The 12,009-nt window shown below is 66.5% G+C and carries 10 protein-coding genes; 6 read left to right on the forward strand and 4 right to left on the reverse strand.

Features of this window, described 5'->3' with window-relative positions:
• Both DBR12_RS22780 and DBR12_RS11395 read right to left on the reverse strand, forming a co-directional pair.
• The coding region (locus tag DBR12_RS22780) for an FtsW/RodA/SpoVE family cell cycle protein (protein ID WP_233244400.1) at window positions 1-383 on the reverse strand (383 nt) is incomplete at its 3' end.
• Window positions 384-433: 50 nt separating this feature from the next.
• Window positions 434-2,872, reverse strand: a complete 2,439-nt coding sequence (locus tag DBR12_RS11395) for a serine/threonine protein kinase (RefSeq protein ID WP_108617352.1) — start codon at window positions 2,870-2,872, stop codon at window positions 434-436.
• A gap of 139 nt (window positions 2,873-3,011) precedes the next feature.
• Between DBR12_RS11395 and DBR12_RS11400 the strand changes: the two genes are divergently transcribed.
• A complete protein-coding gene (locus DBR12_RS11400) occupies window positions 3,012-3,596 on the forward strand; it encodes a YqiA/YcfP family alpha/beta fold hydrolase (RefSeq protein WP_108617353.1) in 585 nt (194 codons plus the stop codon).
• 40 nt (window positions 3,597-3,636) lie between these two features.
• On the opposite strand, the gene DBR12_RS11405 is transcribed toward DBR12_RS11400, so the two are convergent.
• The gene (locus tag DBR12_RS11405) at window positions 3,637-5,259 is read right to left on the reverse strand and encodes a Wzy polymerase domain-containing protein (RefSeq protein WP_108617354.1); all 1,623 of its coding nucleotides are present in this window, start codon (window positions 5,257-5,259) and stop codon (window positions 3,637-3,639) included.
• Between the two features lie 286 nt (window positions 5,260-5,545).
• Between DBR12_RS11405 and DBR12_RS11410 the strand changes: the two genes are divergently transcribed.
• Genes DBR12_RS11410 through DBR12_RS11430 form a run of 5 tightly spaced genes read left to right on the forward strand, consistent with a single transcriptional unit; the run spans window position 5,546 to window position 10,480 of the window.
• A complete protein-coding gene (locus tag DBR12_RS11410) occupies window positions 5,546-7,621 on the forward strand; it encodes an RNB domain-containing ribonuclease (protein ID WP_108617355.1) in 2,076 nt (691 codons plus the stop codon).
• Window positions 7,622-7,647: 26 nt separating this feature from the next.
• Window positions 7,648-8,508 carry an energy transducer TonB gene (locus DBR12_RS11415; protein WP_108617356.1) on the forward strand — a complete coding sequence of 287 codons (861 nt, stop codon included), beginning with the start codon at window positions 7,648-7,650 and terminating at the stop codon, window positions 8,506-8,508.
• 45 nt (window positions 8,509-8,553) lie between these two features.
• Entirely contained in the window at window positions 8,554-9,399 is an 846-nt protein-coding gene (aroE, locus tag DBR12_RS11420; protein ID WP_108617357.1) for a shikimate dehydrogenase, read from the forward strand.
• Between the two features lie 17 nt (window positions 9,400-9,416).
• A complete protein-coding gene (gene mtgA, locus DBR12_RS11425) occupies window positions 9,417-10,151 on the forward strand; it encodes a monofunctional biosynthetic peptidoglycan transglycosylase (RefSeq protein ID WP_108617358.1) in 735 nt (244 codons plus the stop codon).
• Window positions 10,151-10,480, forward strand: a complete 330-nt coding sequence (locus tag DBR12_RS11430; RefSeq protein WP_108617359.1) for a hypothetical protein — start codon at window positions 10,151-10,153, stop codon at window positions 10,478-10,480. The genes mtgA and DBR12_RS11430 overlap by 1 nt, the downstream gene beginning before the upstream one ends.
• Before the next feature lie 47 nt (window positions 10,481-10,527).
• On the opposite strand, the gene DBR12_RS11435 is transcribed toward DBR12_RS11430, so the two are convergent.
• A partial coding sequence (locus tag DBR12_RS11435; protein WP_369861515.1) for a cytochrome P450 occupies window positions 10,528-12,009 on the reverse strand: 1,482 nt, incomplete at its 5' end.

Below are 12,009 nucleotides of genomic sequence, written 5' to 3' on the forward strand. Positions count from 1 at the left end.
AGCATCAGGGGCATGGCAATCTTGAGGATTTCGCTGGGCTGGATGACGATGCCCACATTGATCCAGCGCGTTGCCCCCTTCTTGGTGATGCCGAACAGCGCTACGGCCACCAGCAGCGCCACGCCCGCCGCGTACAGCGGCACGGCGCAGGCCATGATCTTTTGCGGCGGCACCTGGGAAACTACAAAAAGAATAGCGCCCGCGATCAGCATGTTGCGCCCGTGGTCGACAAAACGGGTGCCGTGGTCAAAGCCCGAGGAGTACATGGCCGTCAGGCCTGCGCAGGTCAGCAGGGCCACCAACACAATGAGCGGAAGATCGAACCCTCTGAACAGGGGAACAAGGCGCTGGGAGAGCGTGGGCTTTTCAAATACGACGGCCATCCCCTGATTATCGGGCGGCGCGGGCCACAAGGCGCAAGCCAGCCGCGCCGCTACCCCGCCTGCCGGAAGGCCATCACCGCCTGATTACGAAGGGTGCGCAGCAGGCCCAGGGCCTTGTCACCAACGACAATGCCGCCGACGGCCGACTGGTCGGCATAGATCAGGGCAAAAGGCCGACCCTTGATCTGAAGTGGAAGCAACAGGAAAGATGGGGCGTTGAGCCCCGTGCGGTACCACTGCGGCAGGCGCGCCTGCATGCGCGGCTCAGTGGCGTCGTTGATCAGGGTGTCGGCGCCGCGCAGGCACACTGCGGCAAACAGGTCGCCCTGGTCCTTGAGCGGCACCTTCATGGCACGCACGGCGGCCTCGCTGCCCTCACCGAGGCCAAAACGGCCCGTGAGCACATCCGTCTTGGCCTCACGCAGGCAAAACACCATGCGGCGAAAGCCCAACGCCCGGAACATGGTCTCCAGGATCATGCGCAGCACATCGTTGAGCTGAAAGCTCTCAACCATGGCGTTGGTGATGTCCTGGATGCCCGCCGCCAGCACTTCGTTGACCTGCGCCACCGACACCGCACCGCCCGCCTGCGATTCGAGCACGGCAGGCAGGGGCTGGGTTTCGCTGGCGCGCAGTTCGTGGGAGCCCAGGGCATCCTCGGCCACTGGCTGGGTGCCAGCGGGATGCGGCAGCCGCAGCAGCCTGGCGGCGGGGGTGTCAGGAGCCACCCGCAAGTCCAGTGCCTCGGCCAAAGCCACCAGCTTGTGCCGCGCACGCAAGGTGGCCTCGGCGATGGATTCGGCCGACAGGGACAAGGTGCGCGCGTACCGCGTCCCGACCTGGTCCAGGTGAGCCTCCGTCTGGGCAGGGTCACCCAACAGCAGCGTGCCGGCCACCTCGTTGGCGGCCAGGGCCGCCCAGCGCATGCGCTCAGCGCCCTGCTCGGGCGGGCGCTGCGTGGGCGAGCCCAGCGGCTTGCGCATGCAGCGCTGCAGGCTCTCGGGCAGACCCCAGACACGGGCCACGCCCACGCCCAGATCTTCGAATCCCAGCCCAAGAACCTGCTGGGAGGCCGACTCCTCGCCGCCCTCCATGCGCCCCGATGCCACCAGGCTGCGCACCTGGCGCGCTTCTTCAGGAAAGTAGAACTCGCACAGCATGCGCCCCAGGTTCTGGAACATGGCTCCGATGAAGGCCCCTTCCGCCGCCTGGCCGGCCCCGCACAGCTCGGCCGCGACCGTGCCAGCCATCATGGCGCGCAGGAATTCCTCGCGCATCTGGCTGGCGTGCTGCCTGTCCTGCATGTGGTCCAGCAGTACCAGGCTGAGCGCCATGTTGCGCACCGCATTGAAGCCCACCAGGCTCACCGCACGCGAAACGGTGCTGATCGTGCCACGGCTGGCGTGGGCGTAGTGCACGCTGTTGACAAGGCGCAGCAACTTGTTGGTCAGCGCCACATCCTTGAGGATCTCGTGCGTGAGGTCGCTGATGCTGTCGTCTTCCGAATTGGCCACGCGCTGGATGCGAGCCACCGAATCCGACAGCGCCGGAAAATCGCTCTTGTGCCGCATGCGCCGCAGTAAAAAGTCCAGCGTGGCATTGTTCGCCGCCGTGGGGGCACTGGCCGGGGCGGCCCATGCACGCAGCGCATCCCGAAACTCTGCCGCCGAGGCGTAGCGCTGGCCGGGGTCCCGCGCCATGCCGCGCTGCAGAACGGCGCGCAGCCCGTCATCCACTCCAGGCCCCAGGTCGTCGGGCAGGGCCAGTTCTTCATTCGCCAGGCGGTACAGCGCTTGCCAGCTGTCCTTCTGGTGGATCAGCGGCTTGCCCGAGAGCAGCTCGACCAGCACGAGCGCGGCAGAGTAGACGTCCATGGCCGGTGTGGGCGCTTCGCCTGCGGCGGCCTCCGGGGCCATGTAGGCAGGGGTTCCACTGGCCAGTTGCGCGTCGGTCGCGGTCTGCATGGCGGCAGCCATGCCAAAGTCCATCACCCGCGCGTGGCGCTGGGCATCGACCATGATGTTGGAGGGCTTGAGGTCGCGGTGCACGATGCCCGCCTGGTGGGCCGCCTGCAGACCGTCCAGCACATCCACCATCAGCGCCACGGCATCGTGCGGCGTGCACCGCCCCTGCTGGGCCAGGTGTTCGGCCAGCGTGCGGCCAGGCACATACTCGAACACGATGTAGGGCTGCAGGCCCTGCACATCGGCCTCGAACACCGGCACGATGTACGGATGGGCCAGGCGCCCCACGTGACGGGCCTCGCGCAGCCACTGCTCAAGCACAGACGGGTCCTGGTCCTGCAAGGGGCGCATGAGCTTGATGGCCACCTCGCGCTGCAGGCGCGGGTCCACCGCCAGCCACACCGTGGCCTGGGCGCCACGGCCCAGCTGCTTTTTCAGCTCGAACCGGCCCAGCGTGGCAGCAGGCTTGTCGCCTGATCCGAGCGCCCAACGTCGGGTGGTGGAGAGCGGTGCAAAATCGGGCATGGTGCGGGGGGCGAATCAAGGCGCCGCGCTGCATGGCGCCCCGTGGTTACGATTTGACACCACCCATCTTATGCCTGCGCCGCCCTGTCTGGAGCAGTGATTCCCCTGCCCTGCGTTTTTCCTGCTTTTTTATCTCCCGATGCCCACCACGCACCTCTTGTACCTGCACGGTTTCCGCTCCTCGCCCCTGTCGGCCAAGGCCCGCCAGATGGCTGCGTATGTGGCCGGGCACCACCCGGCAGTCACCTTCTGGTGCCCGCAGTTGCCGCCCTCGCCACAGACGGCCATGGAGCTGGTGACAGAAGGCATTGCCGCCTGGCCGCGCGCGGCCATGGCTGTGGTGGGGTCGTCGCTGGGCGGGTTCTATGCCAGCTGGGTGGCCCAGCAAACGGGCTGCCCGAGCGTGATGCTCAACCCCGCCGTGGACCCGGCCCGCGACCTGGCCCGCTACATCGGCGAGCAGACCACCTGGCAGAACCCCGAAGATCGCTTCTTCTTTCTGCCCGAGTACATCGCCGAACTGCAGGCGCTGGACATGCGTGGCCGCCCACCGGCTGGTCCGGAGTTGGCCATCATTGCAAAGGGCGACGAAGTACTCGACTGGCACGAAATGACGGGGCGCTACCCCAAGGCCAAGCAGATCGTGCAAGAGGGTGGTGACCATGCGCTGGGCAACTTTGCCGACTACCTTGCGCAGGTGGTGGAGTTTTTGAATCTGGCCTGAACCCCATCCACCGCCCAATCCGGGGAACAGCGGAACCGCGTCAGGGCGCCTTCAACGCCCCCGATGCCCTGGCAGCCCCAGGCCCCTTCCAGCGCTCGTACTCCGCCGGGTAAGCAATGCGGTAACGCTTCATGTGGAACGCGGCCTCATCGTCTTTGCCCAGCAGCACGGCGCTCTCGATCAGCGCCTGGATGACGCGGGGCTCGGGCGAAAAATGCAGCAGCTCCCGCGCCAGCAGGTTGATCTGTGGTGCTGTCTCGCGCGTGAGCCCGATGGTGGACAACAACGCGAAATCCACCTGGTCCGAGAAAAACAGGGTGTCGGACACCTTGGCCATGGTGTCCTCCTGGTAGGCGGCAGGCCGCTGCGCCACAGGCTTGTAAAGCAAGCCGACCCGGTAGTGCTCCCACAGCACCAACGTGCCCAGACCGGCGGCGCCCGCCACCACCAGCATGGCTGCCAACTTGGTGGTACGAGAGAAGGCCCAGACAGGCGCAGACAGGGGCCACAGCAACAAGGCTACGGCCAACGCCGAGACCACCTGGAAAGGCCCGTACCAGAGCGGAAACTCCAACATGCTGTGCACACCCACAATGGCCAGAACACCCCAGGCCAGTTGACGCACAGGATCGGTTTCAGCCCAGGGCCGTGCATGTATGACCCAGGCCACCACCAAGGCGCACACCAGCAAGGCCACGGGCACTCCCAGCTCCACGGCCAGCTGCAAAGGCAGGTTATGGGCGTTGTCCAGCAGCACACAGAACCGCTCACCGGGGAACAAGGTGATGTAGTGCGCGTAGTCCAGCTCCCCCCAACCCCAGCCCAGCCAAGGTTTTTGTGCGATCAGATGCAGCACATTCGCCCACAGGACACGGCGGCTGTTGCAGCCCTGCTCGTCGCCGAGGATGCGTGTAAAGAGGCCATCTGTACTGAAGCCTGTCCACTCCAGCAACAGGCGCGGCAGCAGCCAGGCCGCCGCTGTGTACATCAGCACCCCCACCAGCGACAGCACCAGCGCCACGCGGCCCCCACGGCGGCCCCACACCACCAGCATGCATACCACCAGCAGCCACTGCAAGGCGCCTGTGCGCGATGCCGTGGCTGCACTGGCTATGGCCAGCAGGGCCAGGCCCCAGGCCAGCAGCAGCCCCACCAGCCAGGAGGGCCAGGCGCGTCCCCCGCCGAGCAGGGCGCTTGGTGCCGCTCTGGCTTGGCGACCACCTTCGAGCTGCGCCTGAATCTGGACCACCAGCCACAACAAGGCCCACACCCCCAGGCTCAACAACGAAGCCTGCTGGTTGCGTTGGCGCAGGTTGCCAATCGCCTGGCCCGGCGTGGAAGCATGTACCCAAGGCGAGTACCCCAGATCCCCACCAAAAAACTGCGCGAGCCCGATACCGCCGCCCAGCACACCCGCAAGCACCAGCCCGAGCGCCAGGAGCAACGCCGTGAAGGTGCGCGTATCCGCTCGGGCTGCGCCTCTACCCACACAGGTAAGCGCGTGCCACGAACGGACACCCATCAGCACCACAAGCACCAAACCGCACGCCCACGAGGCCACCACAGGCCAAAAATTGAAAATCGGGGCTTCTGTGTAGCCAAACACGAAAGGCAGCGTCAAAGCCACCAGAAACAGCGGTGCGGCAACAGCATCAAAAAGCATGGGGCTCACTCAGAATGGGTTCAGCGCTGGGGCGATGCCGGCGAGGTGGTGCGCATCATAGGGGGTGGCTAGGAGTCTGCGCGGCAGAAGGCATCCAAGCGAAACGCGCGAAAACCGAGGATCGCGTGGTGCTACCGACAAGCCCAGGGTGGCCCCCTGGGCGCAGGAGGTAGTACCGCGCGAGACCGGTTTATCGCACGTTGCAGCCGATGCTCCTTCTGCCGCGCAGACTCCTAGCGCGCCCCGCATCCGGGCGCCCGGCGCCGCCCATGGGACAATCCCCGCCATGCATGCACTGTTTGAAGAAGCTGGCAAATTTCTCGCCGGCCGTATCCTGTCGGAAGCCGACACATCCGCCCAAGTCGAGCTGGATTCGGGAAAACGGGTCAAGGTCAAAGCCGCCCACATCCTCCTGAAGTTCGAAAAACCCGCCCCGGCGGAACTCATCGCCCAGGCCCAGGCCGTGGCCGAGAGCATCGAGCTGGACCTGGCCTGGGAATTCGCCCCAGAAGACGAGTTCGGCTTTGCCGACCTGGCTCGCGACTACTTTTCAGCCAACGCCACCCTGGCCCAGCAGGCTGGCGCGCTGTTCCGTCTGTACGACGCGCCGCATTACTTCCGCCGCGCGGGCAAGGGCCGATTCAAGAAGGCCTCGGCCGAGATCCTGCAGCAGGCGCTGGCCGCCATCGAAAAGAAAAAGGCCATCCTGGCGCAGATCGACGAATGGGCCGCGCAACTGGGCCGGGGCGAATGCCCGCAGCCCATCCGCGAGCAGCTCTACAAGATCCTGTTCAAGCCCGACAAGAACGCGCCCGAGTACAAGGCCGTGGTCGATGCCAGCCGCGCCACGCACACCGCACCGCTCGACCTGCTGCAAAAAGCAGGCGCCATCGATTCCAGCTACCAGTTCCACTGGAAGCGCTTTTTGTTCGAGAACTTCCCCAAGGGCACGGGCTTTCCAGCCGTCACGGCGCCGGTCATTGCGGACGAGCTACCCCTGTCCACCGCGCAGGCCTACTCCATCGACGACTCGCAGACCACCGAAATCGACGACGCGCTGTCCGTCCAGGGCCTGGGCACCGGCACCGTGGTGCTGGGCATCCACATCGCAGCCCCGGGCCTGGCCATCCAGCCCGGCAGCGCGATTGACCAGCTCGGCCGCGCTCGCCTGTCCACCGTGTACATGCCGGGCTACAAGATCACCATGCTGCCCGACGATGTGGTGCAGACCTACACGCTGGACGAGGGCCGCGCCAACCCTGCCGTGTCGCTGTACGTGACCATCGACGAAGCCACGCTGGAATTCAAAAGCTCCGAGACCAAGCTCGAGCGCGTGCACGTGGCCGCCAACCTGCGCCACGACCAGCTCGACACGGTGGTGACCGAAGACTGGCTCACCAACCCGGGTTTTGAGCATCAAAATGACCCCCGCCGCCTGTCTGACCTGCGTGGGCAGCTATCATTTCTATACCGACTGGCCAAAGATCTGAAAGCCCGCCGCGAGGTGGTGCGCGGCAAGCCCGAAAACTTCAACCGACCGGACTACAACTTCCGGCTCGTCGGCAACAACGGTGCCGAGCCCACGGGCGACGAGCAGGTGCAGATCAGCGTGCGCCAGCGCGGCGCGCCGCTCGATTTGATCGTGGCCGAGGCCATGATCGTGGCCAACAGCACCTGGGGCAGCTGGATGGCCGAGCTGGGCGTGCCCGGCATCTACCGCAGCCAGGCCAGCATGGCGCCAGGCGTGAAGGTGCGCATGGGCACCAAGGCGCTGCCGCATGCGGGCATCGGCGTCAAAGCGTATTCGTGGGCCACCTCGCCCCTGCGCCGCTACACCGACCTGGTGAACCAGTGGCAGATCATTGCCTGCGCGCGCCATGGCAAGACTGCCGCACTGGCCGCCCCCTTCAAACCCAAGGATGCCGACCTGTTCTCCATCATCAGCAGCTTTGACGGCGCCTACAGCGCCTACAACGGCTACCAGGCGGGCATGGAGCGTTTCTGGACGCTGAAATACGTGGAGCAAAACGGCATCACCGAGCTGAACGCCACCGTCTTCAAGGAAGGCCCCGGCGGCAGCTTTTTGGTGCGGGCCGACGACATTCCGCTGGTCTTCCCGGTGCTGGGCGCGCAGAACCTGCCGCGCGGCGCGCGCCTCAAGGTCAAGCTGGGCGAAGTGGATGAGATCACGCTGGACATCCATGGCACCGTGATCGAGCGCCTGGACGACCCCGCAGACGCCAGCGACGACGGCCCGGTGGACGATGCCGAGGACGACGATACCGTGGCCGGACCGATTGCCATTGCCGTGGATGTGAACGAGGCACCTGCCGAAGCCGCAACTGCCTCACCCGCACCCTGATCCTGCCCCCCTGATAATTGCCGGCGATGAAACTCCCCGCCTTCCTCCGCACCGTCAGCACGCTGCAGCTCGCGCTGGGTTTCTCGCTGGCCTTGCACGCCGCACTTATCTCTGTGCGTTTCATCGACCCCGAGGGCTTCAACCGCGTGTTCCAGGACACGCCGCTCGAAGTCATCCTGGTCAACGCCAAGTCCAACGAGCGCCCCGACAAGGCCCAGGCGATTGCCCAGGCCAGCCTGGCGGGAGGCGGCGATGCCGAGAAGGGCCGCGCCACCAGCCCCCTGCCCTACACCGCGCTCACAGCCGTGGGTGATGACTACGAAGAAGCGCAGCGCAAGATGGACGCGATGCAGGAGCAGCAGGCGCAACTGCTGGCCCAGCTGCGCAAGCAGCTGGCCACCATGCCCGAGCCCGACCCGCGCAAGCCAAGCCTGAGTGCCGACCAGGCGAATGAACAGGAAAAGCGCCGCCAGCTCGTCAAGCTGCTGGCCGAGATCGAAAAGCGCATCAACGAAGAGAACTCGCGCCCCAAAAAGCGCTACATCAGCCCCGCCACGCGCGAAGAGGCCTATGCCATCTACTACGACAGCCTGCGCCGCAAGGTGGAAGACAAGGGCACGGAGAACTTCCCCGAGCAGGGCGGGCGCAAGCTGTATGGCGAGCTGACCATGATCGTCACTGTCAACCACGACGGCCGCGTGCTCGACACCGAAATCGTGCAGGGCTCGGGCAACCCCACGCTGGACCGGCGCGCCCAAGCGATCGCCCGCGCAGCCGGCCCCTTTGGCGCGTTTGGCCCCGACATGCGCAAGAAGGCCGACCAGATCGCCATGGTGGCGCGCTTCAAGTTCACCCGCGATCAGACCCTCGAAACCACCGTCCGGTAGTTCCCGACGCGGCCCCGCACGGGGCCACCCGCACAAGCTTTTGTCATGAGCCAAACCACCGACCTGTACTGCGTGATGGGCAACCCCGTGGCGCACAGCCGCTCGCCCGCCATCCACGCCCGCTTTGCCGAACTGACGGGTGAGCCCATCACCTACGAACGCCGCCTGGTGCCCATGGACGGTTTTTCGCAGGGCGTGCGCGACTTTGCCGCCCAGGGCGGGCGCGGCTGCAACGTGACCGTGCCGTTCAAGACCGAGGTGCCCGGCCTGGCCACCGAATGCAGCGAGCGCGTTCAGCTGGCAGGCGCCGCCAACACCCTCACCTTCCGCACTGACGGCAGCATCTACGCCGACAACACCGACGGCCTGGGCCTGGTGGCCGACATCACCCGCAACGCGGGCGTGCCGCTGGCCGGCCGCGATGTGCTGCTGGTGGGGGCAGGCGGCGCCGCTGCGGGCGTGCTGGGCCCGCTGCTGCTGGCCGGCGCCCGCCACATCACCGTGGCCAACCGCACCCTGGCCAAGGCCCAGGCGCTGGTGCAGTCCCACAGCGCCCTCGCGTTGCTACAAAAAGCAGAGCTAACAGCGCTAGAACCACGCGCGGTAACGGCCAATTTTGATGTAATCATCAACGCCACAGCCAGCAGCCTGGCCGGTGCCGGGGTGCCCGTGCCCGCCACCGTGCTGCGCCCGGGCGCTCTGGCCTACGACATGATGTACGGCCCCGCAGCGCAAGGCTTCCTCGACTGGGCGCGCCAGCACGGCGCAGTGCCCCGCGACGGCCTGGGCATGCTGGTGGAGCAGGCCGCCGAGGCCTTCTTGCTGTGGCGCGGTGTGCGCCCGCCTTCGGCCCAGGTGCTGCGCGAAATGCAGCAATCCACCACCGCCTGAGCCCCGGGGACGTACCGATGAGAGCCGTGCTGCGCTGGCTGGGACTGCTGGTGATCGCCTTCGTGGCGCTGCAGCTGTTCTTTGTGCTGCGCATTGCCGCCATGGCGGCCATCAGCCCCGAGTCCACCACCTTCCAGCGCTCCGAAGCCTGGGCGCTGCTCGCCAGCAAAGGCCATGTGCCCTGGCGACAGCAATGGGTGCCCTATGCCGACATCTCCGACCACCTCAAGCGCGCCGTGATCGCCTCGGAAGACGATGGTTTTGTGAACCACGATGGCGTGGACTGGAACGCCATCGAAAAAGCCTGGGAGCGCAACGCCAAGGCCGAGGCCCAGGCAAGCAAGGCGCAGGCCCGCGCCCCCGAGCGCCCGGTGCGTGCGCCCAAGATCCGGGGCGGCTCCACCATCACCCAGCAGCTGGCCAAGAACCTGCTGCTGTCGGGCGAACGCACGCTGCTGCGCAAGGGGCAGGAGTTCGTGCTGACCCTGGCCCTGGAGCAGTTGCTGAGCAAACAGCGCATCCTGGAGATCTACCTCAACAACGTGGAATGGGGCGAAGGCGTGTTCGGTGCCGAGGCGGCCGCCCAACACTACTTCCGCAAGAGCGCCAGCAAGCTCGGCACGGCCGAGGCCGCCCGCCTGGCCGTGATGCTGCCCGCGCCCAAGCGGTTTGAGAGAACGCCCGGGTCTGCGTACCTGGCGGGGCGTACGCGGACGATCCTAGCGCGCATGGGCGGCGCGGAACTGCCGTGATGAAACTCACGCAGACCGAGCGGTGGCTGATTGGCGCGAATATCACGTTGGTCGTGGTCTTTAGCGCCTGGAGCATCGGAGTCGCGTATGGTGGGATTGCAATTTCAGCGTGTTGTAGCGTCCCGGACCATGTCGAGGCTGTACTGGCAACACTGAATCTCCCTTCCTGGTTTCTCGCAGCTCTGGCCGCGAAAGCTCTTTTTGGCCAAGATTTCACCGCCTTCGTTGTCTTCAAACAACTGTTGTGGATTGCTCTTTGTTTTCTGCAATGGTGTGCCTATGTCGCCATTTATCGGTTGTTAAGAAATCACCGACGCGCCCGCCCGTAAAGGGGTCTGGAGCGAGCTGGGATGCAAGTTCCCGTGACCTGAAGCGTCTATCCCCTTCGCTCTAGCCACAGCGCTGACGCTCCGTCCGGCCGCAGCGTCACCTGCAACCGGGGCGCACCCACAGCGCCCCCCTTCGGCGCCCGCACCGTGTACCGCTGCAACAGCATCGCCGCCAGCAGCGTCATCTCCAGCATCGCAAAGTGCTGGCCAATGCACACCCGCGGCCCCAGGCCGAACGGGATCCACGCGCCCCGGGGGATGGATGGCGCGCCGTCCATAAACCTCTCGGGCGCAAAACGGTCCGGCTCGGCAAACCAGCGTGCATCGCGGTGCAGCACCCAGGGGGTGATGCGCAGCATGGCGCCCCGGGGCACCGGCACGCCGCCCAGCGTGATGGGCGCGGTGGTGCGGCGGCTCATCAGCGCGGCAATCGGGGGGTACAGGCGCAGCGCTTCTTTGAGCGTGGCGCCCAACCAGGGCAGCTGTGCAAGATGCTCGGGGCCGGGCGTGCCGCCCTGCAGCACGGCATCGACCTCGGCCTGGGCGCGCTGCGCGGCCTCGGGGTGCTGGGCCATGAGCAGGGTCCACCACAGCAGCGTGGTGGCGCTGGTTTCGTGCCCGGCCTGGAAGCTGACGATGCACTGGTCAAACACCTCCTGCGCCGACAAGGCCTCGCCGGTTTGCTCGTCGCGCAGGGCCAGCAGCATGTGCAGCAGGTCCGAGCGCGCAGGGGCACCGGGTGCGGCCACTTCGGCCTGGCGGGCATGGATGTGGCGCCAGACCAGCCCCTTCAACGACCGGATCGCGCGCCGCTTGGCCGCCTTGCCCGGCAGGGGCAGCCAGTCGGGCAGCGTGAAGGGCATGAACATCTCCTCGTAGGCCGTGGCCCCCAGCGTCTGCGTGGCCCAGGCGGCTTCGCGCGCATCGGCTTGGGCTGAGGTGCTGAACAGCGTGCGCAGGATCACGTCCATGGCCACATCGGTCCAGAGCGCATCCACCGCCACCTGGGCGCCGGGCTGGCCCGGGGGCACGGCAGCGTCTAGCGCGCGGCGGGCGGCATCGGTCATCAGCTGCGCGTAGCCTGCCACCCGCTTGGGGCTGAAGGCGGGCATGAGCATGCGGCGCTGGCGCTGCCAGGTGGCCCCTTCGGTCACCAGCACGCTCTGGCCAAACACTTCTTCAAACACCGCGATGCCACGCTCCCAGCGGATGAGCTGGTCGGCATGGGTGATGAGCGCCTCGCGCACCAGGTCGGGGTGCATCAGATCCCAGGCGTCCTCGTAGCCTAAGCGCATGCGGGTGAGGTCGCCATGCTCGCGCTGCAGCCGGGTGACAAAACCCAGGTAGTCAGCCCGCATGGCCCGCAGCAGTGGCAGGCCCCACCAGCGGCTGCGCGGGCCGCCGGGTACAGCAGGCGTGGGGTGCAGAGCGGGGGAGGACGCAGAAGCAGTGGTGGTGGACGGGTTCATGCCCCGCATGCTGCAACGCAGCAGCACGTCGGTATTGAACGATTGCGACAGGGCCTGTCG

Source organism: Acidovorax sp. HMWF029, from assembly GCF_003060895.1.
Lineage (GTDB): Bacteria > Pseudomonadota > Gammaproteobacteria > Burkholderiales > Burkholderiaceae_C > Acidovorax.